General features: G+C 64.0%; 22 protein-coding genes and 4 tRNA genes. 5 read left to right on the top strand and 21 right to left on the bottom strand.

From position 1 onward, the window contains the following. Positions 1–54 precede the first annotated feature (54 nt). The 6 genes from ccoP to ACLIJ1_RS20910 form a co-directional block, all read right to left on the bottom strand. The gene (ccoP, locus tag ACLIJ1_RS20935; protein WP_411367490.1) at positions 55–969 is read right to left on the bottom strand and encodes a cytochrome-c oxidase, cbb3-type subunit III; all 915 of its coding nucleotides are present in this window, start codon (positions 967–969) and stop codon (positions 55–57) included. Between the two features lie 30 nt (positions 970–999). Next, on the bottom strand, positions 1,000–1,137 hold the full coding sequence (locus ACLIJ1_RS20930) for a cbb3-type cytochrome oxidase subunit 3 (RefSeq protein WP_411367489.1): 138 nt from the start codon (positions 1,135–1,137) through the stop codon (positions 1,000–1,002). Between the two features lie 11 nt (positions 1,138–1,148). After that, the gene (gene ccoO / locus ACLIJ1_RS20925) at positions 1,149–1,904 is read right to left on the bottom strand and encodes a cytochrome-c oxidase, cbb3-type subunit II (RefSeq protein WP_411367488.1); all 756 of its coding nucleotides are present in this window, start codon (positions 1,902–1,904) and stop codon (positions 1,149–1,151) included. Between the two features lie 13 nt (positions 1,905–1,917). Beyond that, the gene (gene ccoN / locus ACLIJ1_RS20920; RefSeq protein WP_411367487.1) at positions 1,918–3,363 is read right to left on the bottom strand and encodes a cytochrome-c oxidase, cbb3-type subunit I; all 1,446 of its coding nucleotides are present in this window, start codon (positions 3,361–3,363) and stop codon (positions 1,918–1,920) included. Positions 3,364–3,430: 67 nt separating this feature from the next. Next, positions 3,431–3,568: a cbb3-type cytochrome oxidase assembly protein CcoS gene (gene ccoS / locus ACLIJ1_RS20915; RefSeq protein WP_411367486.1), complete on the bottom strand. Its 138-nt coding sequence runs from the start codon at positions 3,566–3,568 to the stop codon at positions 3,431–3,433. Positions 3,569–3,587: 19 nt separating this feature from the next. Further along, positions 3,588–5,969, bottom strand: a complete 2,382-nt coding sequence (locus ACLIJ1_RS20910) for a heavy metal translocating P-type ATPase (protein WP_411367485.1) — start codon at positions 5,967–5,969, stop codon at positions 3,588–3,590. Between the two features lie 114 nt (positions 5,970–6,083). On the opposite strand from ACLIJ1_RS20910, the gene ACLIJ1_RS20905 reads away from it, so the two are divergent. Continuing rightward, a complete protein-coding gene (locus tag ACLIJ1_RS20905; RefSeq protein WP_411367484.1) occupies positions 6,084–6,527 on the top strand; it encodes a universal stress protein in 444 nt (147 codons plus the stop codon). Positions 6,528–6,588: 61 nt separating this feature from the next. On the opposite strand, the gene ACLIJ1_RS20900 is transcribed toward ACLIJ1_RS20905, so the two are convergent. From ACLIJ1_RS20900 to ACLIJ1_RS20865, 8 genes are all read right to left on the bottom strand, one after another. Next, on the bottom strand, positions 6,589–8,130 hold the full coding sequence (locus ACLIJ1_RS20900) for a malonate--CoA ligase (RefSeq protein ID WP_411367483.1): 1,542 nt from the start codon (positions 8,128–8,130) through the stop codon (positions 6,589–6,591). A gap of 21 nt (positions 8,131–8,151) precedes the next feature. Then, the gene (locus tag ACLIJ1_RS20895) at positions 8,152–8,919 is read right to left on the bottom strand and encodes an enoyl-CoA hydratase/isomerase family protein (RefSeq protein WP_411367482.1); all 768 of its coding nucleotides are present in this window, start codon (positions 8,917–8,919) and stop codon (positions 8,152–8,154) included. Positions 8,920–8,948: 29 nt separating this feature from the next. After that, the gene (locus ACLIJ1_RS20890; protein WP_411367481.1) at positions 8,949–9,938 is read right to left on the bottom strand and encodes a Bug family tripartite tricarboxylate transporter substrate binding protein; all 990 of its coding nucleotides are present in this window, start codon (positions 9,936–9,938) and stop codon (positions 8,949–8,951) included. A gap of 35 nt (positions 9,939–9,973) precedes the next feature. Further along, positions 9,974–11,302, bottom strand: a complete 1,329-nt coding sequence (locus tag ACLIJ1_RS20885) for a malonyl-CoA decarboxylase domain-containing protein (protein WP_411367480.1) — start codon at positions 11,300–11,302, stop codon at positions 9,974–9,976. Next, a complete protein-coding gene (locus ACLIJ1_RS20880; RefSeq protein WP_411367479.1) occupies positions 11,299–11,967 on the bottom strand; it encodes a GntR family transcriptional regulator in 669 nt (222 codons plus the stop codon). Before ACLIJ1_RS20880 ends, ACLIJ1_RS20885 begins: the two co-directional genes overlap by 4 nt. A 125-nt stretch (positions 11,968–12,092) precedes the next feature. Further along, entirely contained in the window at positions 12,093–12,899 is an 807-nt protein-coding gene (gene lgt / locus ACLIJ1_RS20875; protein ID WP_411367478.1) for a prolipoprotein diacylglyceryl transferase, read from the bottom strand. 33 nt (positions 12,900–12,932) lie between these two features. After that, positions 12,933–14,789: a dihydroxy-acid dehydratase gene (ilvD, locus tag ACLIJ1_RS20870; protein WP_411367477.1), complete on the bottom strand. Its 1,857-nt coding sequence runs from the start codon at positions 14,787–14,789 to the stop codon at positions 12,933–12,935. A 101-nt stretch (positions 14,790–14,890) separates the two neighbouring features. After that, positions 14,891–15,130 carry a TIGR04438 family Trp-rich protein gene (locus tag ACLIJ1_RS20865; RefSeq protein ID WP_411367476.1) on the bottom strand — a complete coding sequence of 80 codons (240 nt, stop codon included), beginning with the start codon at positions 15,128–15,130 and terminating at the stop codon, positions 14,891–14,893. 123 nt (positions 15,131–15,253) lie between these two features. Between ACLIJ1_RS20865 and ACLIJ1_RS20860 the strand changes: the two genes are divergently transcribed. Further along, positions 15,254–15,559, top strand: coding sequence for a c-type cytochrome (locus ACLIJ1_RS20860; protein ID WP_411367475.1), 306 nt, complete (start codon positions 15,254–15,256; stop codon positions 15,557–15,559). A gap of 96 nt (positions 15,560–15,655) precedes the next feature. On the opposite strand, the gene acs is transcribed toward ACLIJ1_RS20860, so the two are convergent. Beyond that, positions 15,656–17,650: an acetate--CoA ligase gene (gene acs / locus ACLIJ1_RS20855; RefSeq protein WP_411367474.1), complete on the bottom strand. Its 1,995-nt coding sequence runs from the start codon at positions 17,648–17,650 to the stop codon at positions 15,656–15,658. A 184-nt stretch (positions 17,651–17,834) separates the two neighbouring features. On the opposite strand from acs, the gene ACLIJ1_RS20850 reads away from it, so the two are divergent. From ACLIJ1_RS20850 to murI, 3 genes are read left to right on the top strand one after another with little or no spacing between them, the layout of a single operon-like run. Further along, positions 17,835–18,437: a TIGR00645 family protein gene (locus ACLIJ1_RS20850; protein WP_411367473.1), complete on the top strand. Its 603-nt coding sequence runs from the start codon at positions 17,835–17,837 to the stop codon at positions 18,435–18,437. 31 nt (positions 18,438–18,468) lie between these two features. After that, positions 18,469–20,019, top strand: coding sequence for a fumarate hydratase (locus ACLIJ1_RS20845; RefSeq protein WP_411367472.1), 1,551 nt, complete (start codon positions 18,469–18,471; stop codon positions 20,017–20,019). Further along, a complete protein-coding gene (murI, locus tag ACLIJ1_RS20840; RefSeq protein WP_411367471.1) occupies positions 20,016–20,828 on the top strand; it encodes a glutamate racemase in 813 nt (270 codons plus the stop codon). The genes ACLIJ1_RS20845 and murI overlap by 4 nt, the downstream gene beginning before the upstream one ends. Before the next feature lie 21 nt (positions 20,829–20,849). Here the strand turns inward: murI and ACLIJ1_RS20835 are convergent, their stop codons facing one another. The 6 genes from ACLIJ1_RS20835 to ACLIJ1_RS20810 all read right to left on the bottom strand — a co-directional run bounded on the left by ACLIJ1_RS20835 (position 20,850) and on the right by ACLIJ1_RS20810 (position 23,363). Then, on the bottom strand, positions 20,850–22,148 hold the full coding sequence (locus ACLIJ1_RS20835; RefSeq protein ID WP_411367470.1) for an MFS transporter: 1,299 nt from the start codon (positions 22,146–22,148) through the stop codon (positions 20,850–20,852). 8 nt (positions 22,149–22,156) lie between these two features. Continuing rightward, positions 22,157–22,780 carry a DUF6806 family protein gene (locus ACLIJ1_RS20830; RefSeq protein ID WP_411367469.1) on the bottom strand — a complete coding sequence of 208 codons (624 nt, stop codon included), beginning with the start codon at positions 22,778–22,780 and terminating at the stop codon, positions 22,157–22,159. Positions 22,781–22,831: 51 nt separating this feature from the next. Then, positions 22,832–22,924, bottom strand: a tRNA-Leu gene (locus tag ACLIJ1_RS20825). A gap of 125 nt (positions 22,925–23,049) precedes the next feature. Then, positions 23,050–23,125, bottom strand: a tRNA-Gly gene (locus ACLIJ1_RS20820). Between the two features lie 16 nt (positions 23,126–23,141). Further along, positions 23,142–23,215: transfer RNA gene (locus ACLIJ1_RS20815), tRNA-Cys, on the bottom strand. Positions 23,216–23,287: 72 nt separating this feature from the next. Continuing rightward, positions 23,288–23,363, bottom strand: a tRNA-Gly gene (locus ACLIJ1_RS20810). Positions 23,364–23,421: the final 58 nt, after the last annotated feature.

The raw sequence follows: 23,421 nt of genomic DNA, 5'->3' as shown, positions 1-23,421 counted from the left end.
ACTGGGTGAAAGCACGGGAAACCTGGCTACGGGGGAATCAATGGCAGACGGCCATCATTGCTTGGCAGCCGGCTTGTTCGACAGGCTCCACACGTAGGCGGCAAGCACGTTGATTTGCGAGGCATTGAGCTTCGAAGCCTGAGCCGGCATCTGGTTGGTGAAGCCGTTGTTCACCGCACGGACGATGGCGTCTTCGCCCCAGCCGTGGAGCCACACACCGTCGGTCAGGTTGGCGGAGCCCACTGCCTGCATGCCCTTGCCGTCGGGACCGTGGCAAGCTGCGCAGGCGCCGAACTTGGCCTTGCCCTGGGCGGCGCGCACGGAGTCGTGGGGGCTGCCAGACAGGCTCAGCACATAGTTGGCCACGTTGCGCACATCTTCGGGTGTACCGACAGCGGCAGCCATGGGAGGCATGACACCGGTACGGCCATTGGTCACCGTGGTCTTGATGTATTCGTGGCCAGAACCACCCAGCCAATCGCCATCGGCGAGGTTGGGGAAGCTCTTGGAGCCGCGGGCGTCAGAACCATGGCATTGGGCGCAGTAGTTCATGAACAGGCGCTCACCAATGGCGATCGCCTTGGCGTCGGCAGCGATTTCCTCGGGCTTCATGCCGTTGTAGGCTGCGTAGATCGGTGCAATGGCCTTCTCGACCTTTTCCACTTCTGCCGCGTGTTGACCGCGCGACGACCAGCCCAAGGCACCCTGGAACTTGCCGAACATCGGGTAGAGGGCGCCATAAACCAGGCCAAACACCACCGTGATGATGAACAGGTACACCCACCACTTGGGCAGCGGATTGTTCATTTCACGGAGGTCACCGTCCCAGACGTGGCCGGTGGTGTTGTCAGCATGGGTCGCTGCCTTGGTGGTGCCGCTGATGTACAGCAGGACCGCGCAGGCAAGAATGCTGACGAGCGTAATGCCGGCAACATACAGATGCCAGAAGTCGTTGATGAAGTCGCTCATGATGATTTCTCTTGTTCGTGCCGCAGGGAGTCAGTCTTCCTGGAAGGGCAGCTGGGCCGCCTCTTCAAAGTCGCGCTGATTGCGTTTGGACCAGGCCCAGACCAGGATGCCGACAAAGGTCAGCATGCTGATCAGCGTGACGATGCTGCGAAGATCGTTGATGTCCATGACGGTACCTTTTACTGGGCCTTGCCATCTGCTGCGGGAGCAGCAGGCTTGGCTTCCGCCGGAGCGGCAGCTTCTGCCGCAGGTGCGGCAGCAGCCGGGGCGGGAGCGGGAGCGGCTGCAGCGGGTTGAGCAGCAGCTGCAACAGCCGCCGAGCGTGCGGTACCCAGCACCTGCAGGTAAGAAATCAGGGCTTCCAGCTCGGTCTTGCCCTTGACGCCTTCGGCGGACTTGGCGATTTCTTCGTCCGTGTACGGAGCACCCAGCGTGCGCAGGGCCTTCATGCGGGGAGCGATGCCAGCGGCGTCGACCGTCTTCGTGGCCAGCCAGGGATAGGCAGGCATGTTCGACTCGGGCACCACGTCACGCGGGTTGTTCAGGTGGGCACGGTGCCATTCGTCGCTATAGCGGCCACCCACGCGGTGCAGGTCAGGACCGGTGCGCTTCGAACCCCACTGGAAGGGGTGGTCGTAGACGTATTCGCCTGCCACCGAGTAAGGACCATAGCGCAGGGTCTCGGCCTGGAAGGGGCGGATCATCTGCGAATGGCAGTTGTAGCAACCTTCCTTGACGTAGACGTCGCGACCAGCCACTTGCAGCGCGGTGTAAGGCTTGAGGCCTTCGATCGGCTGGGTGGTGGACTTCTGGAAGAACAGGGGAACGATTTCCACCAGACCGCCCACGGCCACCACGAGGGTGATCAGGACAATCATCAGGAAGTTGCTGGTTTCGATCCGGGCGTGACCGGACAGATGTTCATTGCTGGCCATGTTGTTCTTCTCCTCAGGCGTGAGCGGGGTTGACGGCCATGACAGGGGCGTTGTGCGCCTTGCCCTGGAGCGCGGTCATGACCACGTTCCACAGCATCACGATCATGCCGGTCAGGTACAGCAGACCACCGACCAGACGGATCACATAGAACGGGAAGGTGGCCTTCACCGATTCGACGAATGTGTAGGTCAGGCTGCCATCGGGGTTGACCGAGCGCCACATCAGACCTTGCATCACACCGGCAATCCACATCGCGGCGATGTACAACACGATGCCGATGGTCGCGATCCAGAAGTGCAGTTCGATGGCGGGCACCGAGTACATCTTCTTCTGGCCGAACAGGCGCGGGATCAGGTAGTACAGCGAACCCATGGAAACCAGACCCACCCAGCCCAGAGCGCCGGAGTGAACGTGGCCGACGGTCCAGTCGGTGTAGTGCGAGAGCGCGTTGACGGTCTTGATGGACATCATCGGGCCTTCGAAGGTGGACATGCCGTAGAACGACAGGGACACGATCAGGAAGCGCAGGATGGGGTCGTCACGCAGCTTGTGCCAGGCACCCGACAAAGTCATAATGCCGTTGATCATGCCGCCCCAGCTGGGAGCCAGCAGGATCAGGGAGAACACCATGCCGACGGACTGGGCCCAGTCGGGCAGTGCGGTGTAGTGCAGGTGGTGGGGACCCGCCCACATGTAGGTGAAGATCAGGGCCCAGAAGTGGACGATCGACAGGCGGTACGAGTACACCGGGCGCTCGGCCTGCTTGGGGATGAAGTAGTACATCATGCCCAGGAAGGCGGCGGTCAGGAAGAAGCCCACGGCATTGTGGCCGTACCACCATTGCACCATGGCGTCCTGCACACCGGCGTAGGCCGAGTAGGACTTGAAGAGCGACACCGGCAGCTCAGCGCTGTTGACGATGTGCAGCAGGGCCACGGCGATGATGAAGGCGCCGAAGAACCAGTTGGCCACGTAGATGTGCTTGACCTTGCGGATGCCGACGGTGCCGAAGAAGTTGATGGCATACGCCACCCACGTCACGGCAATCAGAATGTCGATCGGCCACTCCAGCTCGGCGTACTCCTTGCCGGTGGTGAGCCCCAGCGGCAAGGTGATCACGGCCGAGACGATGACGATGTTCCATCCGATGAAGGTGAACCACCCCAGCGCATTGGAAAACAGCGGTGTATGGCATGTCCGCTGGACAACGTAGTAACTCGTGGCGAACAGCACGGACCCGCCAAAGGCGAAGATCACGGCATTCGTGTGTAGCGGTCGCAGGCGACCGTAGGTGATCCATTCGATCCCCATATTCAACTCGGGCCAGGTCAACTGGGCCGCGATGATCACACCCACCAGCATGCCCACCACGCCGTAGATCACGGCTGCGATGGAGAACCAGCGGACGACGCTGTCGTTGTAGACCGCCGGTTGGCCGGTCTTTGTTGTCACGGACATACAGAACTCCTCATTAATGCCACTGTTCAAGTGTCCACATGTAACCCTGTGAACGCCTTGACTTACGTCAATCGCCTCTAAGAATGCGCTCACCCTCACGTTCGACGTTGTCGAACTGGCCCGTGTGCAAGGCCCACCAGAACACGCCGATGATCGCGAAGACCAGCACCACGGAAACGGGAATCAGCAGATACAGGATGTCCATGTCGGATCCTCGAAAAATCTCAATCTGAAACAGTGATCTGTCCGACTGCCTCGGCAGCACCTGGCCCGGCAGCCAGCCTCAGGGCATTGAGGATCACCAGCAATGAACTCGCCGCCATGCCCAGACCGGCCAGCCAAGGAGGCATCCAGCCCACCAGTGCCATCGGCACACTGACCACGTTGTACACCGCGGCCCATACAAGGTTCTGACGGACGATGCGCATGGTGCGGCGCGCCTGCAGAAGTGTCGACACGACGTCCATCACCTGACCGCTCTGCAGCACGTAGTCGGCCTGGGCCTGGGCCAGGGGAGCCGCGTGGCCAAGCGCAAACGAGGTATCGGCCCGCGCAAGCACTGGACCGTCGTTCAGCCCGTCGCCCACCATCGCCAGCGTGTGCCCCTTGGCCTGCAGCGCCACCACATCCGCGAGCTTGTCCTCGGGCGATGCGCCGGACACCACGTCCTGCACCCCGATCAGCCGGGCCACCGTCTCGGCCGCCTGCGCGCGGTCACCCGACAGCAGACGGGTCCTGACGCCTGCATCGTGCAGAGCGACCACTGCCGCCCGAGCGTCTTCGCGCAGGCCCTCTTCCATCGAGAAACGGGCCAGCCAACCCTGGGCATCGGCCAGCCACACCCGGGTGTCTGCATCGCCATCGGCATCCGTCACACCACAGAACGCGGCAGAGCCGAGGCGAATCCGCTTGCCTTGCGCATCGCGGCCCTGCATGCCCTGCCCTGGCGTTTCGACGATGTCGGTCAGGGCAGGCATTTCCGCATCGCTCTCTGAACTGGCGGCTTCCGCAATGGCCCGTGACACCGGGTGCAGCGATCCTTGCGCCAACGCTCCGGCGAGCAGCAACGCCTGCTGGCGGTCCGCACCATCCCGCAGCGAAATGCCCGATAGCACCAGGCGATCCTGAGTCAGCGTGCCGGTCTTGTCAAACACGACGGTATCGATATTGGCCAGGGTTTCAAAGGCCTGCAGGCGCCGCACGAGAATGCCGCGCCGGGCCAGTGCCCCTGCCGAGCTCAACATGGCCGCCGGCGTGGCCAGCGACAACGCGCAGGGACAGGTCACGATCAGCACCGCGATGGCCACTGCCAGCGCCTTGGAGTGGTCGATGTGCCACCAATACCAGGCCGCCGCAGCAGCGGCCGCCAGCACCAGCATCAGGAACGGCGCCGCGATCCGGTCGGCCAGCACAGCCAGGCGAGGCTTTTCTGTCGATGCCTTTTCCATCAGGGCCACGATCTGCGAGAACCGCGTGTCGCGGCCGAGCCGCTCGACACTCACCAGTACCGGGCCCGCGAGGTTGAAACTGCCCGCCACCACGGACTCACCGGCCCTGCGCGTGACCGGACGGGACTCGCCAGTCAGCAAGGCCTCGTCCACCGTGGCCGATTCGGCGAGCAGCCTCCCATCGCCGGGGAACGCCTGCCCTGCCTGCACCCGCACCACATTGCCCACCTCCAGGCGACGCACCGACAGCGTCTCGAACGCACCGTCGGGTTTCTGGCGTTCGCAGGTCTCGGGCAGACGGTTCATGAGCGCATCCAGCGCCCCCGCCGTGCGGTCGCGCGCCTTGAGCTCCAGATAGCGCCCTCCCAGCAGGAAGAACACAAACATGGTCATGGAGTCGAACCAGACATCGCGGCCCCACGGCCCGGTCGGATCGAAGGTGGCGGCGGAACTGGCGACGAAGGCCACAAAGATGCCAATCGACACCGGCGTGTCCATGCCCACGCGACCCAGCTTGAGGTCGCGCCACGCACCGCGGAAGAACGGACCGCTGGCAAAGGTGACCACCGGCACGCTCAGCACCCAGCTGGCCCAGCGCAGCAGTTGCTCGATGTCCGGCTCCATCTCGCCCGGACCAGCCACGTAGGCCGGCCACGCATACATCATCACCTGCATGGCGCAGAAGCCGGCCACGAACAGGCGCCACAACGCGAGCCGCGTCTCCTTCAGCCGCTCGCTGATCGACAGGGCCTGATGTAACGGCAGCAACCGGTAGCCCGTGGCGCCGACCGCTCCGGCCAGCGAGGACATGCGGGTGGCGGACGGGTCCCATTGCAGCATCAGGCGCCGCGTGGCCGCATGGACCCGCGCACTGCGCACGCCCGGCAGATCCTGCAGGGCGCACTCGACCGTGTCCGCGCAGGCCGCGCAGTACATGCCCTGCACCAGCAGCACGGATTCCGCGACCGATTGGCCGTCGATTTCCTTGATTTCCGTGAATTCGCGCTGCTCGACCGGGTCGTCCAGCACGGTGAAATCGTCGGTGACCGTCAGCGGCCCACGGTGGGTTCCGAACAGGCTTTCCACTGGGGAAGCCGGGTTCGAAGGTGCGTTGTTCATCATCAGCCCCACCGGGGGCACGGTGGCTGCCTCGTTCATGCCGCGAGGGTACTGGAGGTCGCGATTCATTCGATTGACATGCGTCAAGCGTCACCCGGCGAGCGTCGCATAGCCTATATTGTCTTTCCAAGTTCCCTCACAAAGGAGAAAACCATGTACAAGCGCATCCTCGTGGCCACTGACGGCTCCAAACTGTCGAACATGGCGGTCGAACACGCCATCAACCTGGCCGACATCACCGGCGCTGAGGTCGTGGCCCTCAAGGTGGTTCCGCGCTATCCGCAAACCTACTTCGAAGGCGGCGTCGCTCTGGCGGCGGCCGAAGTGGCTCGCATCGAAAAGCAGTGGAACGACGAAGCCCTGGAGGCCGTCAATGCCGTGAAGGCAGCCGGCCAGAAGATGGAAGTCAAGGTCAAGCCGGTGACTGTCAAGTCTGACCTGATTGCGGAAGCCATCATCGCGGCTGCCAAGCGCAACAAGGTCGACCTGATCGTGATGGCCTCGCATGGCCGCAAGGGCATCAAGCGCCTGCTGCTGGGCAGCGAAACCCAGCAGGTGCTGACGCACTCGCACATTCCGGTCCTTGTGTTGCGCTGAGCACCTGTTCCGGAAAAACAAAGGCCCGCACAGCGGGCCTTTTTTGTTGGGGACAGGCCGATCAGGCGAACGAACCCTTGTATTGGTCTCGTAGCAGGTTCTTCTGCACCTTGCCCATGGTGTTGCGCGGCAGTTCGCTGACCACCACACAGCGCTTGGGGATCTTGAAGTTCGCCAGCTTCGCCTTGAGATCGGCGACCACCTGGTCCGGGTTCACCGTGGCGCCAAGCCTGGCGATGATGACCGCGACGCCAACTTCGCCGAAGTCCGGGTGCGGCACCCCGACCACCGCGCTCTCGGCCACCCCCGGCATGTCGTTGATGTAGCCCTCGATCTCGGCCGGGTAGACGTTGTAGCCGCCGGAGATGATCAGGTCCTTGCTGCGGCCGACGATGGTCACATAACCGTCGGCGTCCTCCCGGCCCACGTCGCCGGTCTTGAAGAATCCGTCGGCAGTGAACTCTTCGGCGGTCTTCTCGGGCATGCGCCAGTAGCCCTTGAACACATTGGGACCGCTGACCTGGATGCCACCGATCTCACCACGAGGCACCGCATTGCCTGCATCGTCCACCACCCGCAAGGTCACGCCCGGCAGCGGGAAACCGACCGTGCCGCCGCGCCGTTCGGTGGCACCGCCAAAGCGCGCGTCCGTCCCGCAGGGATTGGAGGTCAGCATCACTGTCTCGCTCATGCCGTAGCGCTCCAGGATGGTCTGGCCGGTGCGGCTCTGCCACTCGGTGAAGGTCTCGATCAGCAGCGGCGCCGAGCCCGAGATGAACAGGCGCATGTGTGCGGCCTGTGCCTGGGTCAGCGTCGGCTCGGCCAGCATGCGCACGTACAACGTGGGCACGCCCATGAAGACCGTGGCTTCGGGGAACTTGCTGATCGCCAGCTTCGGATCGAATTTCGACAGCCAGATCATCTTGCTGCCGTTGATGAGCGCCCCGTGGATGGCCACGAACAGGCCGTGCACGTGGAAGATGGGCAACGCGTGGATCAGCACGTCGTCCGCCCGCCATTGCCAGTAGTCGCGCAGCATCAGCGCGTTGCTGCGCATGTTGCCGTGCGTGAGCATGGCGCCCTTGCTGCGGCCGGTGGTGCCGCTGGTGTAGAGGATGGCGGCCAGGTCGTCGTCCTGCCGCACGGCGGGCGTGTGGCGGTCGCTGTGGTGGGCGGCGCGCTCGAGCAGCCTGCCGGTGCGGTCATCACCCAGCGTGAAGACGTATTGCGTGCCGGCGGTGAAAGCGATCTTGCTGACCCAGCCGTGGTTCTTGGGGCTGCAGACCACCACCGCGGGTTCGGCGTTGCCGATGAAGTATTCGATTTCGGCGCTCTGGTAGGCCGTGTTCAGCGGCAGGAAGACATGGCCGGCCCGCAGCGTGGCCAGGTACAGCACCATGGCCTCGACCGACTTCTCCACTTGCACCGCAATGCGGGACGCGGGCGGCAGGTCCAGTGAATCCAGCAGATTGGCCACCATGGCAGTGGCGCGGTCCAGGTCGCGCCAGGAATAGGTCAGGCCGTCGTCGGTTTCGACCGCAGCGAGGTCGAGGTCGGCGGGAAAAGCGTCGCGCAGTGCGACAAAGAGGTTGCTGTTGCTCATGGTGTGGGTCGAAAGAAGCGTTCAGAAATGGGGCGCACGCTTGGCCAGGAATGCGGCAATCCCCTCCCGGTGTTCGGCGCTGTCGGCGTAGTCGTAGGCGGTCGGCAGGAGAGTTTCGGCGGTGCGTCCCTGCGCCAGGGCTCGCAGCATCTGCTTGTTCAGGCGCGCAGCCTGCGGCGCCAGGCGGGTGATGCGCTGGACGCGCGACAGCGTCTCGGCCGGAACTTCGGCATCGGCCACCACTGTGTGCAGAAAGCCCCGCGCCAGCAGCGTGCCGGCGTCCAGAACCGCCGCTTCCAGCAACATCTGACGCGCCGTGGCCAGTCCCGCCTCACGCGCCACCAGTTCGGCCTCGCGCGGCGCCATCGGAAAGCCCAGCTTGGCGATCGGTGCGCCGAAGAGTGCGCCCTGCCCTGCGATGCGGATGTCGCAGCAGCTGGCGATCTCCACGCCGGCGCCCATGCAGTTGCCCTCGATCTGCGCCACGATGGGCAGTTCGCAGTCCTGCATGGCCGAAAGACCGCCCCACACGTCGCTCTCGTGAAAGTCCCGCAGGCCCTCGGAGTGAAAGCGGAAGTCGGTGTATTCGGCGATGTCTCCGCCCGCACAGAAATGCCCCCCCTCCCCCGCCACCAGCACCGCCCGAACCTCAGTGCTTCGCTGCAGCCCGGTGAACACCTGCCGAAGCTCCCGCCACATCGCGCGCGACATGGCGTTGAACTTGGCGGGATTCGACAAGGTCACCTGCGCGGTGCTGCCTTCAACGATCAGACGGACCTGTCCGCTCATGCGTGCCTTTCTGCTTTCTGTGGGGTGAATCAGTCGAGCGTGGCGCCCGAGGCCTTGACCACCTGCGCCCACTTCCTGAGTTCACCCTTGATGAACCCGTCGAACTGCGCGCCGGTCAGGTTGGGGAACTCGGCACCTTGCGCCGCCCAGACGGCCTTCGCTTCGTCGGTCTGCGCGGCCTTGCGGATCTCCTCCACCGCACGCGACTGCGCGTCGGCAGGGGTGCCCTTGGGCGCCCAGATGCCGTACCAGGTGGTCACGTTGTAGTCGGGCATCCCCAGTTCGGCCGCGCAGGGCACATCCGGAAACGCCGGGTTGCGCTTGCCACCAGAGACCATCAAGGCCTTGATCCGCCCACCCTTGATGTGCGCAGCCGAAGAGCCGAGTCCGTCGAACATCATGTCCACGTTGCCGGCGATCAGGTCGTTGAGCGCCGGACCGGCGCCGCGATAGGGAATGTGGGTGATGAACGTCTTGCTCTGCTGCTTGAACAGCTCGCCGGCCAGGTGGTGGGAAGTGCCGCCACCGGCCGAGCCGTAGTTGAGCTTGCCAGGGTTGGCCTTGACCTGGGCCAGGAAGGCCTTGAAGTCCTGGTTGGCGAACTTCTTGGCGTTGACCACCAGCACCTGCGGCACGCTGGCCACGAGGATCAGCGGCACGAAATCGCGTTCCAGGTCGTAGTCCAGCTTCGGGTACATGCTGGGTGCGATGGTGTGGTGCACCGCCCCCATGAACAGGGTGTAGCCATCGGGGGCGGCTTTGGCCGCGATGCCTGCCCCCAGCGTGCCACCGGCACCACCCCGGTTGTCGATCACGAGCGACTTGCCGGAGAGCCGGCTGAACTGGGCCGCCATCGGTCGCGCAAAGGCATCGGTGCCGCCGCCGGCCGGGAACGGCACGATCAAGGTCACCGGTTTGCTGGGCCAGGCGCTCTGCGCGTGGCCGACGGTGCCGAACAGGGCGGCGCTGGCCGCGGCGAGGCGCAGCACATCGCGCCGCTGGAATCCGTTTGCTTGCATGGTTTGTCTCCGTTGTGGTTGTCAAAGTGTCGTCATCAGGGGAGCAGGTCCTTGATCGCCGGGGCGATCGGAATCTTGCCTTGCGCGAGGGCGGCCCGGTTCTTGTCGATCTTCTTGAGATCGTAGAGGTAGTTCACCATCAGGCCGTAGGACTGCCGGAGGCCTTTGGCCGACGGATCGGCCGCCCAGTTCAGCCGCTCGACGCGGGCGCCGTTGCCCAGATGGAAACGCGCCACCGCGTCCAGCGGCTTGCCGTCGTGCAGTTCGCTGGCCAGGTAGCGGGCCGCCCACTGTTTGAGGGCCACGCGGGGTGGTGACTTCTCGGCCAGGTCGGGGGCGGCATCCCAGGCCTGCAGCAGTTCGGCGGGCGCGTTCTTGTTCAGCCAGGCCCGCAGCCCGGGGATCGGCGACAGCGTGGCAAAGGTCTTGAGGCGCGGAAACTCTTCGTGCAGGCACTCCACCACCCGCTTGATCAGCGAATCGCCAAAGCTGACACCACGCAGACCGGTCTGCGTGTTGCTGATGGAATAGAAGATCGCCGTGGTGGCGCGGTCCAGATCGGCTGGCGCGGCGGCTTCGTCCAGCAGTGGCGTGATGCTGGACGCCACTTCGTTGATCAGCGCAACCTCCACGAAGATCAGCGGCTCGCCTGGCAGGCGCGGGTGGAAGAAGCCGTAGCAGCGGCGATCGCTGTCCAGCCGGTTCTTCACGTCGTCCCAGCTGCGGATGTCGTGCACCGCCTCGTACCTGATGAGCTTCTCCACCAACGACGCTGGCGAGTCCCAGCTGATGCGACGCAGCTCCAGAAACCCGACGTCGAACCAGGTGGAGAACATGTACTCCATCTCCACGTCCAGCGCGAGCAGCCGCTTGTCTGCCTTGAGCGGCGGCTGCATCTCGGCCCGCAGGTTCACCAGAAAGGGAATGCCGTCCGGATGAGCGCTGAAGCGCTGCAGCAGGCGCCGCCGTGGCGACACGGTGGCGCGGCGGTACAGCACTTCGGCGGCCGCCTCGTCGGGCGTGCCCACCGACTTGAGGTACTGTTCCTGCGCGGCCTTGACCTGAAGCGGGTCGGCCACGAAACGCTCGCTCATCAGCAGCCACAGATCGCGTCGGTGGGCCACCGAGGCGCCCGCGTACCAGTCGATCAGAGCGCCCGCGCGCCGACCGCCTTCGACCTCGCTGACCAGCGGATCGACGATGGCTTTGAGCTCGTCGAGTTTCTGTCGCAGCGCACGCGGCGACATCGCTTCTTCGCCCTGTCGCAACCGCGCCTTGAGCCGCTCCTGGGTGGAGCGCACCGCCACAGGGGCCGGCTGGCGCAGACGAGAGACACGTTCGGTCAGCCATTCGCGGGTGTTCATGCCGAAATCCTCGAAGTCTGGTGACGGGCCAGGTCGCGCAGTGCCACACGCTGGCGGGTGAGATGGGTGCGCATGGCGGCTTCGGCGCCTTCTGCGTCGCGCGCCTTGAGTGCTGCGTACACCGCCATGTGCTCCGACAGGCTTTGCTCCAGGCGCCCGGGTGCATGCAGCTGCTGCAGACGCGCCAGCTTGACGATCTTGCGCAGGTCACCGATCACCTGTGCGAGCCAGCGGTTGTTGGCCAGCACGATGATGGCTTCATGGATCGCGAAGTTGGCTTCGTAGTAATCGGTGATGCGCCGGGCTTTGGCACTGCGTTGCAGCCGGTCGTGCAACTGCTCCAGCGCGGCGAGGTCGGCGTCGGTCGCGTTGCGGGCAGCCTCAAAGGCACAGCGCCCTTCGAGCAGCGCAATCACAGGAAAGATCTCGTCCAGGTCCTGCTCGGTGATCTGGCTAACGAAGCAGCCCCGGCGTGGCTCATGGCGCAGCAGGCCCTCCGCGGTCAGCACCTTGAGTGCCTCGCGCAGCGGAGTGCGCGAGATGGACAAGGCGGCGCACAGCGCCGGTTCGTCGATGAAGCTGCCCGGCGCCAGCTCGCCGGCGAAGATGCGTTCGCGCAGCTTGGCCGCCACTTCATCGTGCAGGGAGTTGAGCACCAGTCGCATCTGTGATTACCTGTAATTACAGATAATTTTCGTCCAGCACACGAAGTTGATCACCGGTGTTTACCCTTGCACCGGCGTGACATCCGACGGGAATTCAGGGGAAGGCCCTTGCCCTCCCCCAGGGCTCAGACGGCTCGCCGGCCGCTCCACAGCCAGAGCAACGCGCCACCGACGATCATGGGCACGCACAGCCACTGCCCCATGCTCATGCCCAACGACAGCAGGCCGAGATGGGCGTCGGGCTCACGGAAGAACTCGGCGATGAAGCGGAACACACCATAGCCGAACAGGAACACCGCCCCCACCTGCCCCGTCGCGCGCGGCTTGCGGGCGTACAGCCACAGCAACACGAACAGCAGCACGCCCTCCATCAGGAACTGGTAGACCTGCGACGGGTGCCGCGGCAGATCGCCAGCGCCACGGAAAACCATCGCCCAGGGCAGTGACGGATCGGCCACCCGGCCCCAGAGCTCACCGTTGATGAAGTTGCCCACCCGCCCGGCCGCCAGCCCGGTCGGCACACAGGGCGCCACGAAGTCCATCACTTGCAGCCAGGGCCGCTGGCGGCTGCGCGCATACCAGACCATGGCGACCAGCACACCGAGCATGCCGCCATGAAAGCTCATGCCGCCGGTCCAGACGTAAAACACCTCCAGCGGATGGCTCAGGTAGTACGCTGGCTTGTAGAAAAGGCAGTAGCCTAGGCGTCCTCCAACCACGACGCCCATGACACCAAGGAACAGGATGTCCTCGACGTCGCGCAACTCCCAGGGCCGGGGTTGCCGGATGGAGACGAACGGCTCGTGCTTCAGCCTGGCGCGCGCCAGCAGCAGGAACAGCCCGAAGGCCACGAGATACGTGATGCCATACCAGTGGATGGCCAGCGGGCCAAGCTGCAGGGCGACGGGATCGATCTGGGGGTGGGTCAACATGGCCTGCGATTGTGCACGCAGGCCAGACCCGGATCAGTCCAGCAACGACAGATCCCGCACAGCGCCCTTGTCTGCCGAAGTGGCCAGCAGGGCGTACGCCTTGAGCGCCGCCGACACCTTGCGGGGACGCGGCTGCGCCGGCTTCCAGCCCAGTTGGTCCTGTTCGGTACGGCGTTTGGCCAGTTCTTCGTCGCTGACCAGCAGGTTGATGCTGCGCTGGGGGATGTCGATGAGGATCTTGTCGCCGGTCTTCACCAGGCCAATCGCGCCACCCGCCGCCGCTTCGGGCGAGCAGTGGCCGATGGACAGGCCCGAAGTACCACCCGAGAAGCGGCCGTCGGTCAGGAGCGCACAGGCCTTGCCCAGGCCCTTGCTCTTGATGTAGCTCGTCGGGTACAGCATCTCCTGCATACCCGGACCGCCCTTGGGTCCTTCGTAGCGCACGATCACCACATCACCGGCCTTGACCTTGTCCGCCAGGATGTCGGCCACCGCTTCGTCCTGCGATTCGGTCACATAGGCAGAGCCTTCAAACACCAGGATGGATTCGTCCACACCCGCAGTCTTCACCACACAGCCATCGAGCGCGATGTTCCCCCGCAGCACGGCCAGACCGCCCTCTTTCGAGAAGGCGTGTTCAAAGGAGCGGATGCAGCCCTCGGCGCGGTCCAGGTCCAGGCTGGGCCAGCGCGTGGCCTGGCTGAACGCCACCTGCGTCGGGATGCCGGCGGGGCCGGCCATGTAGAAGGTCTTGACCTCGTCGGACGGGTTGCGAGCGATGTCCCACAGGTCCAGCGCGTCCTTCATGGTCTTCGCGTGGATGGTGGGCACGTCGGTGTGCAGCTTGCCGGCGCGATCGAGTTCACCCAGGATGGCCATGATGCCGCCTGCGCGGTGCACGTCTTCGATGTGGTACTTGTTGGTGTTGGGCGCCACCTTGCACAGCTGCGGCACCACGCGCGAGAGGCGGTCGATGTCGGTCATGGTGAAGTCGATCCCGGCTTCTTGCGCAATCGCCAGCAGGTGCAGGATGGTGTTGGTCGAGCCGCCCATGGCGATGTCCAGCGTGATCGCGTTCTCGAAAGCCTTGAAGCCCACCGAGCGCGGCAGCACGGACTCGTCACCCAGTTCGTAATACCGCTCGCACAGTGCCACCGCCGTGCGGCCGGCGCGCTTGAACAGCTGCTCGCGGTCGGCATGGGTGGCCACCACGGTGCCATTGCCCGGCAGCGCCAGGCCCAGCGCCTCGGCCAGGCAGTTCATGGAATTGGCGGTGAACATGCCCGAGCAGGATCCGCAGGTCGGGCAGGCCGAACGCTCGACCTCCGCCAGATCGCTCTCGCTGACCTTGCTGTCCACGGCCATCACCATGGCATCCACCAGGTCCAGTTTCTTGAGCTCGATGATCTGCGTCTGCGGGTTGGCCAGGCGGGCCTTGCCAGCTTCCATCGGACCACCCGAGACGAACACCACGGGAATGTTCAGTCGCATCGCGGCCATCAGCATGCCGGGAGTGATCTTGTCGCAGTTGGAAATGCACACCAGCGCATCGGCGCAGTGGGCATTCACCATGTACTCGACCGAGTCGGCGATCAGCTCACGGCTGGGCAGCGAATACAGCATGCCGTCGTGACCCATGGCAATGCCATCGTCCACAGCGATGGTGTTGAACTCCTTGGCCACACCGCCGGCGGCTTCGATCTCCCGCGCCACCAGTTGGCCCAGGTCCTTCAGGTGCACATGACCGGGCACGAACTGGGTGAAGCTGTTGGCGATCGCGATGATGGGCTTGGCAAAGTCACCATCCTTCATGCCGGTGGCACGCCACAGGGCACGGGCACCAGCCATGTTGCGGCCAGCGGTGGAAGTCTTGGAACGGTATGCGGGCATGGGAGGGAAACGGTTATGGCCAAGAGGCCGTCAGGGAGCCAACGATTATCCCGCAGCGACCGACCGAAACCGGTCAAGCCCACCACGGTCCCGGGGCTGTCTCAGCGCTTGCGGGTCCGGATGCCCAGGGCAGCACGCTGCTTGTCGATGCGGTCCTGCTTCTTCTGGTCCATCTTCTCCATCTCCTTGCGCTTGGTGTAGCCGGTCATGTCTGCCCAGGTCCACCAGGCGACCGCCAGGGCGAACGGGGACAGCGCCCACCACCAGGACATGTCGGCCACGAATCCGATCCGGTTGTAGTTCCAGATGAGCAGGCCAATGCCTGCAAGCAACAAATACATCACACCCTCCGGTAAAGGCTGGATAAAACACAGCAAGCAACTGTAAGCAGTGGTGTCCGCCCAGGCCGACTCGATAGAATATTGGGCTGTGAGCTTCTCACTTTTACCCACGAGGACAACACCATGAAACGTGCTCTGATCATTATGGCCGCGATGGCCGCCATTTCCACCTCGGCCATGGCCGACCAAGCTCTGGCCACCGCCAAGAACTGCATGACCTGCCACGCTGTCGACAAGAAGCTGGTTGGCCCGGCCTACAAGGAAGTCGCTGCCAAGTACGCGAAGGACCCCAAGGCCGCCGACATGCTGGCTGCCAAGGTGCTCAAGGGCGGTTCCGGTGTCTGGGGCGCTGTCCCGATGCCCGCCAACACCCAAGTGAGCGAAGCCGAAGCCAAGAAGCTGGTCGCCTGGGTCCTGAGCCAGAAGTAATCGCTTCTCTCGCTCCAACAAAAAACCCGCTGGAATCCAGCGGGTTTTTTGTTGCCCGGTGCCGCTCAGGACACCGGGTGTGTGACAGCAGACCGATCAGTTGTTCTCGGACAGCTGGTCCAGGATGGCCGGGTTTTCCAGGGTCGAGGTGTCCTGGGTGATGGCCTCTCCCTTGGCGATCGAGCGCAGCAGGCGGCGCATGATCTTGCCCGAGCGGGTCTTGGGCAGGTTGTCACCAAAACGGATGTCCTTGGGCTTGGCGATCGGGCCGATTTCCTTGCCCACCCAGTCACGCAGCTCCTTGGCAATCGCCTTGGCTTCGTCCCCGGTGGGGCGCGAACGCTTGAGCACCACGAATGCCACGATCGCTTCGCCGGTCAGGTCGTCCGGACGACCCACCACAGCTGCTTCGGCCACCAGATCGCTCTTGCCCACCAGCGCCGATTCGATTTCCATGGTGCCCATGCGGTGACCGGACACGTTCAGCACGTCGTCGATGCGGCCGGTGATGCGGAAGTACCCGCGGTCAGCGCTGCGCACCGCGCCGTCACCGGCGAGGTAGTAACCCTTGAGTTCTTCGGGGAAGTAGCTCTTCTTGAAACGCTCAGGGTCGCCCCAGATGGTGCGGATCATCGAAGGCCAGGGCTTCTTCACCACCAGGATACCGCCCGCACCGTTGGGCACGTCATTGCCGGTTTCGTCCACGATGGCGGCAGTGATGCCGGGCAGCGGCAGGGTGCAGGAACCCGGCACCAGCGGTGTGGCACCTGGCAGCGGCGTGATCATGTGGCCGCCGGTTTCGGTCTGCCAGAAGGTGTCCACGATCGGGCAGCGCTCGCCACCGACGTGCTTGTAGTACCACATCCAGGCTTCGGGGTTGATCGGCTCGCCGACCGAGCCCATCAGGCGCAGGCTGGTCAAGTCCCAGTTCTTCGGGTGCACCTTCTCGTCGCCATCTGCAGCCTTGATCAGGGAGCGGATCGCGGTCGGTGCCGTGTAGAAGATCGTGCACTTGTGCTTTTCGATCATCTGCCAGAAGCGGCCTGCGTTCGGGTAAGTCGGCACGCCTTCGAAAACGATCTGCGTGGCGCCGGCGGCCAGCGGGCCGTAGGCCACATAGGTGTGACCGGTGATCCAGCCGATGTCGGCGGTGCACCAGAACACGTCGCTGTCCTTCAGGTCGAAGGTCCAGTTCATGGTCATGTTGGCCCACAGCAGATAGCCACCGGTGCTGTGCTGCACGCCCTTGGGCTTGCCGGTGGAGCCAGAGGTGTAGAGGACAAACAGCGGATGCTCGGCGCTCACCATTTCGGCGGGGCAGTCGGTCGACTGGCCAGCCATCACTTCATGCATGAAGCTGTCGCGGCCAGCGACCATGTTCACGGCGGTCTGGGTACGCTGGAACACGATCACGTCCTTGATCGTGTCGCAGCCACCCATGGCGAGGCCTTCGTCCACGATGGACTTCAGCGGCAGTTCCTTGCCGCCGCGCAGCTGGTAGTTGGCGGTGATCACAGCGACAGCGCCGGCGTCCTGGACGCGCTCCTGCAGCGCCTTGGCGGAGAAGCCGCCAAACACCACACTGTGCGTAGCGCCAATCCGGGCGCAGGCCTGCATGGCCACCACGCCTTCGATGGTCATCGGCATGTAGATGACCACACGGTCACCCTTCTTCACGCCGCGCGCCTTCAACGCGTTCGCAAACTGCGACACCTTGTTCAGCAGTTCACGGTACGTCACCTTGGTCACTTCGCCACCGTCGGCTTCGAAGATGATCGCAATCTTGTTCTCGACCGGCGTGCCCATGTGGCGGTCCAGGCAGTTGAACGATGCGTTGAGCTCGCCGTCTTCGAACCACTTGTAGAACGGCTTGTTGGACTCGTCGAGCACCTTGGTGAACGGCTTGCTCCAGGTCAGGGTTTCGCGGGCGTGCTTGGCCCAGAAACCTTCGAAGTCATTTTCGGCCTCGGCGCACAGTGCGTTGTAGGCGTCCATGCCGGAAATGCGAGCGGCTTTGCGCATCGCTTCGGAGGGTTCGAAGACTCGGTTTTCAACCAGTGTGGATTCGATCGACGACGAAGGCGTGGACATGGATGTGTCTCCTCTGGGGGGTATGAAACTGGGAACCCGGCGAATGTGCGCAAAGGCTCTTACGAGCCACTTACATGCACCGGCGCATCCTGAGACGATTCACCTGCGGCGCATCCGCCGGGGCTCCTACAATTCCCGGTTCGCGCAGCCCGTGTGCGAGCACCAGTCTATCCACGCAAGCCCGATGAGCCACCCCGTCAAAACCCCCGGTACCCGAAGCACCCTGCCCAACCTGATCTTTGCCAGCCGCTGGCTGCAGCTGCCGCTCTACATCGGCCTGATCGCCGCGCAGGCCATCTACGTCGTCCATTTCTGGGTCGAACTGGTGCACCTCATCGAGGCCGCCTTCGGCAACAAGGACGCACTGGCTGCCCTGGTCAAGAGCATCGGCTACAAGGACAATTTCGAGGTCACCGGACTCAACGAAACCATCATCATGCTGGTGGTGCTGGCGCTGATCGACGTGGTCATGATCAGCAACCTGCTGATCATGGTGATCGTTGGCGGATATGAGACCTTTGTCAGCCGCATGCACCTCGAAGACCATCCCGACCAGCCCGAGTGGCTCAGCCATGTCAATGCCTCGGTGCTCAAGGTCAAGCTGGCCACCGCCATCATCGGCATCAGCTCGATCCACCTGCTCAAGACCTTCATCAACGCCGCCAACTACGACGAAAAGGTGCTGCAGTGGCAGACGATCATCCATGTCGTCTTCCTGCTCAGCGCCATGGCGATTGCCGCCACCGACCGGCTGATGCATCCGGTGGCCGAGAAAGCCGATCACTGATTTTTCGCACAACACCCCACGGACCCGCCCCATGACCTCCATCCGCCAGAACGACCTGATCGAATCCGTCGCCGCCGCGCTGCAGTACATCAGCTACTACCACCCGGCCGACTACATCGCCCACCTCGCCCGCGCCTACGAGCGTGAGCAAAGCGCCGCAGCCAAGGACGCCATCGCCCAGATCCTGACCAACTCCAAGATGAGCGCCTTCGGGCACCGCCCGATCTGCCAGGACACCGGCATCGTCAACGTGTTCCTCAAGGTCGGCATGGATGTGCGGTGGGAAGGCTTCACCGGCAGCCTGGAAGACGCCATCAACGAAGGTGTGCGTCGCGGCTACAACCATCCCGACAACATGCTGCGCGCCAGCGTGGTGGCCGACCCGCTGTTCGCCCGCAAGAACACCAAGGACAACACGCCGGCGGTCATCTTCACCGAGATCGTCGCGGGCGACAAAGTAGACATCACCGTCGCGGCCAAGGGTGGCGGCTCGGAGAACAAGTCGAAGATGATCATGATGAACCCCAGCGACTCCCTGGTCGACTGGGTGCTCAAGACCGTACCGACCATGGGCGCCGGATGGTGCCCGCCCGGCATGCTGGGCATCGGCATCGGCGGCACCGCCGAGAAGGCCGTGCTGCTGGCCAAGGAAAGCCTGATGGACGACCTCGACATGTACGAGCTGCAGGCCAAGGCATCCAAGGGCGAGAAGCTCACGCAGGTCGAAGAGTTGCGCCTGGAACTGTTCGAGAAGGTCAACGCCCTGGGCATCGGCGCGCAGGGCCTGGGCGGCCTGACCACCGTGCTGGACGTCAAGATCAAGATGTACCCGACGCACGCCGCGTCCAAACCGGTCGCGATGATCCCCAACTGCGCTGCGACACGCCACGCTCACTTCGTGATGGACGGCTCCGGCCCGGTCTACCTCGAAGCCCCGAGCCTGGACCTGTGGCCCAAGGTCGACTGGCAGCCCGACACCCAGAAGAGCCAGCGTGTGGATCTGAATACGCTGACCAAGGAACAGGTCGCCAGCTGGACGCCCGGCCAGACTTTGCTGCTCAACGGCAAGATGCTCACCGGCCGCGACGCCGCCCACAAGCGCATCCAGGACATGCTGGCCAAGGGTGAACCTCTGCCCGTGGACTTCACCAACCGCGTCATCTACTACGTGGGCCCGGTCGATCCGGTGCGTGATGAAGTCGTCGGCCCTGCCGGCCCGACCACCGCCACCCGCATGGATGGCTTCACCCGCATGATGCTGGAGAAGACCGGCCTGATCGCGATGGTGGGCAAGGCCGAGCGTGGCCCGGTCGCCATCGAGGCCATCAAGGACGCCAAGAGCGCCTACCTGATGGCCGTCGGCGGCGCAGCCTACCTGGTGTCCAAGGCCATCAAGGGCGCCAAGGTCGTGGGTTTTGCCGATCTGGGCATGGAAGCCATCTACGAATTCGACGTGGTCGACATGCCAGTGACCGTGGCGGTCGACGCCGGCGGTACCAGCGCACACATCACCGGCCCGGCCGAGTGGCAGAAGCGCATCGCCAGCGGCGAGTTCAAGGGCATCGCGGTCGCTGCCGCTTGAAGACAATCGGTGTTTTCGACAGTGGGGTCGGCGGCCTGAGCGTGCTGCGTGCCCTGCTGGCCGAAATGCCGCAGGCTCGCTACGTCTACCTCGCCGACGGCGCCCACGCGCCCTACGGCGAACGCAGCCAGCAGCAGGTGGCAGAGCGTGCGCACCGCATCACGGACGGGCTGCGCAACCACTTCGGCATCGACGCTCTGGTGGTCGCCTGCAACACCGCCACTGCGCTGGCCATCGAAGGCCTGCGCGCCCAGCACCCGGAATGGCCCATCGTGGGCGTGGAGCCAGCACTCAAGCCCGCAGCAGCGATCACGCGCACCGGACATGTCGGCGTGATGGCCACCCGCGGCACGGTCGAGAGCGAACGTTTCGCCCGACTGCGGCAGCGGCTGGAACAAGCCTCGGAGAATCCCCTGCACTTCAGCTGCCAGGCCTGCGACGGCTTGGCCGACGCCATCGAACGCAACGACCGGCTTGCCATCGAATCGCTGTGTCAGCGCTACTGGTCAGCGCTTCAGTCAGAACACACGTCGTCTCCCATCGATACCCTGGTACTGGGCTGCACGCACTACCCGTTCGCAGCCGACATGCTGCAAAAGCTCGCAGGCGATGCAGTGACTCTGGTGGAGACCGGCATTCCGGTGGCGCGCCGCACGCGTGCGGTGCTGGACCTGCCTCCACCGAATGGGACAGAAAGTCCTGCGCCTACGGGTGTGGTCCTGCTGTCGACCGGCGATCCCGCACCACTGTCCCAAGCGGCGCAGCGCTGGCTGGGACTGGCCTCGCCAGGGCAGAACTTCGCCTGCTGAAAGCGAACCGCAGGCAGAGATTCAGGTGCTGCCCAGCGCAGCCAGGCGGCCGCGCTCGACATCGACACGCTGCAACAGAACCCAGCCGGCCAAGAACATCAGCGTCGTGGCAGCGATCGCGATCCGCTGGTTGCCTCCCGTCATCCAGGTGATGGCCCCGTAACTCAGCGGCCCGATGATGCTGGACAGACGGACGGCAAAACCCCAGAGCCCGTAGAACTCGGCCAACTGGGCGGGTGGCGCAAACAGACCCGCAAGCGCACGACCTGCCGACTGGCTCGATCCCATGCAGACACCGGCAATCGCGGCGGCGTACCAGAAGCCGCCCTTGGTGGTGGTCAGTGCGGCAATCACACAGGTGAGCACCCAGCCCAGCAGCGTCACGCCCAGCGCCCGTTTGTGACCGACCCTGTCCTGCCAGTGGCCGAACGCAAAGGCCCCCACCGCCGCGGCGATGTTCAGCACGAAGATCAGGACCATCGTCTCCTGTTTTTCGAAGCCGATCACCTGCTCGGCGTAGATGGCCGCCAGCGTGATCGTGACGGCCACACCTCCCTGGTAGGCCACGGCACAGGCCAGCAGCCACATGAAATCCCGGTAGCGCTGTGCTTGACGGAACGTGGTCCGCAGTTGCGTCCATGCCTGCCCCAGCCCCCCGCCAACGGCAGCGGTGCCGGGCATCGCGCGCTCGCGCAGCCACACAAAGGTGACCAAAGCCGACGCCGCGAAGATCCCCGCCGTGATCCACATGGTCTTTGGCACAAACTGTTCGGCCGACTGCCCAGCCGCCTGAGCCTGAAGCACCACCACCAGGCTCAGCCCAAGGGCCAACATGCCGCCCAGGTAGCCAAAACTCCAGCCCCAGCCGCTGACACGCCCCAGTGCATGCGGCTGCGCCAGTTCAGGCAGAAACGCCGCGATCAGCGACTCACCCCACGAGTAACAGACATTGGAAACAACGATCAGCAGCACGCCAAGCGCCACCGCATCGCGCCCGACAAAGGCAAGCGCAGCGGTCGACAGCACACAACCGACCGTGCTGAACAGCAAAAACCGCTTCTTGGCCGCACGCCGGTCCACCCAGGCACCGATCAGGGGCATGGTGAGCATCACGATGGCATAGGACACGCTCAGGGCAGCGGTCCAGGCGAAAGTGGCCCAGGGAGCACCGTCAGCGACCACCCCGACGAAGTAGGCCGAAAAGACAGCCGTCAGGACCACCGTGGTGTAGCCCGAATTCGCGAAGTCGTACATCGCCCACGCAAACACCTCGCGCTTTTGAACGCCAGGGTTGAGGGCATCGCCCTTCGGTCGGCCCATGTGCCGCGTCAGTGCAGATGGCGCGGCTTGCGTCCACCACCGTGGCCGGAAGAGCCACCATGACCGCGCGGTGGACGGCCCAGCTGCATCGAGTTCACCAGTGCGTCAAAACGCTGATTGAACAAGCTGTCGATCGAAGCCACCACGTCCGTCAGCTCCGAAGCATCGAAGTGGCGCTCCATGACGTGCACCACGTCTTGCACCAGCAGATCGCGTTGCACCTGCATGATGGCCGCGGGCGTCGGTCCCACGAAACACATCATGAAATCGTCGCGCGCCTCTTCGTCTTCGGGCGCCTCTTCTTCGTCGAATTCGGTGTCGTAGAAAGAAACCTCGATCGGTGCTCCGGCCGAAGCGATTTCATTCAGGCCCATGCAGGCCTCTTCGATCACCTGGCGAAAATCTTCGTCACCCGGAACCGTCCAGCACATCTGGAGCACATGCTCCTGCGCATCGAACCGGATGCCTGGCTCGTCTTCGTAGGAGCTCTCGGCGGCGGCCGCGAGCGACTTCGCTCCAGCGTACTGCCACAGGGGTTTGAGCGCGTCCTGGATCTGGGCGTAGGCCACATCCTCGCGCAGCGGAACGTCTCCGTGCACATGGATTTCAAAAGGCGCGTTGTATCGGGTCATGGAAACTCACTGTAGCGGCGAATGCGCCCCGGGGCAAAGGTGCACTGGATCTGGTGCCTCGAACCGGGGTCGAACCGGTACGCTCCCTCACGGGTAAGCGGCGGATTTTAAGTCCGCTGTGTCTACCAATTTCACCATCGAGGCGGACGGTCGGGCATTGTCGCAGGTTCACTCTGCGCGCTTCGCCTGAGGCAGCATGTCAGCACCAGAGAGCCAGCAGGGATGTCCGAAACGAAAACGGGAAGCCGAGGCTTCCCGTTTTTCTTGAATGGAGCGGGAAACGAGATTCGAACTCGCGACCTCAACCTTGGCAAGGTTGCGCTCTACCAACTGAGCTATTCCCGCAAAAATCCAGTGTGACTGGAGGCGCGACCCGGAGTCGAACCGGGCTAGACGGATTTGCAATCCGTTGCATAACCGATTTGCTATCGCGCCCGATTCGAAGACCCGGAGACCGGCCCTTCTCTTTCGACAAAAAAGGGAAGCCGGGCTTCCCTTTTTTCAAACTGGAGCGGGAAACGAGATTCGAACTCGCGACCTCAACCTTGGCAAGGTTGCGCTCTACCAACTGAGCTATTCCCGCAAACTTCCGACGTTTGGTGATGTTCGTCAGAAGCTGGAATTCTAGCGCAAAAAACGGG

Source organism: Hydrogenophaga sp. RWCD_12, assembly GCF_046604225.1.
Lineage (GTDB): Bacteria > Pseudomonadota > Gammaproteobacteria > Burkholderiales > Burkholderiaceae_C > Hydrogenophaga.
The sequence above is the reverse complement of the archived record's forward strand: the minus strand, read 5'-3'. Positions and strand labels throughout refer to the sequence as shown.

Excerpts from the sequence above, each read along its gene's own strand:
- ccoS (WP_411367486.1), bottom strand. The coding sequence starts at position 3,568 with ATGGACATCCTGTATCTGCTGATTCCCGTTTCCGTGGTGCTGGTCTTC.
- ilvD (WP_411367477.1), bottom strand. The coding sequence starts at position 14,789 with ATGCCCGCATACCGTTCCAAGACTTCCACCGCTGGCCGCAACATGGCT.
- ACLIJ1_RS20835 (WP_411367470.1), bottom strand. The coding sequence starts at position 22,148 with ATGGGCCGACCGAAGGGCGATGCCCTCAACCCTGGCGTTCAAAAGCGC.
- ACLIJ1_RS20850 (WP_411367473.1), top strand. The coding sequence starts at position 17,835 with ATGAGCCACCCCGTCAAAACCCCCGGTACCCGAAGCACCCTGCCCAAC.
- ACLIJ1_RS20895 (WP_411367482.1), bottom strand. The coding sequence starts at position 8,919 with ATGAGCGGACAGGTCCGTCTGATCGTTGAAGGCAGCACCGCGCAGGTG.
- acs (WP_411367474.1), bottom strand. The coding sequence starts at position 17,650 with ATGTCCACGCCTTCGTCGTCGATCGAATCCACACTGGTTGAAAACCGA.
- ACLIJ1_RS20905 (WP_411367484.1), top strand. The coding sequence starts at position 6,084 with ATGTACAAGCGCATCCTCGTGGCCACTGACGGCTCCAAACTGTCGAAC.
- ACLIJ1_RS20890 (WP_411367481.1), bottom strand. The coding sequence starts at position 9,938 with ATGCAAGCAAACGGATTCCAGCGGCGCGATGTGCTGCGCCTCGCCGCG.
- ACLIJ1_RS20910 (WP_411367485.1), bottom strand. The coding sequence starts at position 5,969 with ATGAACGAGGCAGCCACCGTGCCCCCGGTGGGGCTGATGATGAACAAC.
- ACLIJ1_RS20885 (WP_411367480.1), bottom strand. The coding sequence starts at position 11,302 with ATGAACACCCGCGAATGGCTGACCGAACGTGTCTCTCGTCTGCGCCAG.
- ccoN (WP_411367487.1), bottom strand. The coding sequence starts at position 3,363 with ATGTCCGTGACAACAAAGACCGGCCAACCGGCGGTCTACAACGACAGC.
- ACLIJ1_RS20860 (WP_411367475.1), top strand. The coding sequence starts at position 15,254 with ATGAAACGTGCTCTGATCATTATGGCCGCGATGGCCGCCATTTCCACC.
- ACLIJ1_RS20830 (WP_411367469.1), bottom strand. The coding sequence starts at position 22,780 with ATGACCCGATACAACGCGCCTTTTGAAATCCATGTGCACGGAGACGTT.
- lgt (WP_411367478.1), bottom strand. The coding sequence starts at position 12,899 with ATGTTGACCCACCCCCAGATCGATCCCGTCGCCCTGCAGCTTGGCCCG.
- ACLIJ1_RS20845 (WP_411367472.1), top strand. The coding sequence starts at position 18,469 with ATGACCTCCATCCGCCAGAACGACCTGATCGAATCCGTCGCCGCCGCG.
- ACLIJ1_RS20900 (WP_411367483.1), bottom strand. The coding sequence starts at position 8,130 with ATGAGCAACAGCAACCTCTTTGTCGCACTGCGCGACGCTTTTCCCGCC.
- ACLIJ1_RS20865 (WP_411367476.1), bottom strand. The coding sequence starts at position 15,130 with ATGTATTTGTTGCTTGCAGGCATTGGCCTGCTCATCTGGAACTACAAC.
- ACLIJ1_RS20930 (WP_411367489.1), bottom strand. The coding sequence starts at position 1,137 with ATGGACATCAACGATCTTCGCAGCATCGTCACGCTGATCAGCATGCTG.
- ACLIJ1_RS20880 (WP_411367479.1), bottom strand. The coding sequence starts at position 11,967 with ATGCGACTGGTGCTCAACTCCCTGCACGATGAAGTGGCGGCCAAGCTG.
- ccoO (WP_411367488.1), bottom strand. The coding sequence starts at position 1,904 with ATGGCCAGCAATGAACATCTGTCCGGTCACGCCCGGATCGAAACCAGC.
- ccoP (WP_411367490.1), bottom strand. The coding sequence starts at position 969 with ATGAGCGACTTCATCAACGACTTCTGGCATCTGTATGTTGCCGGCATT.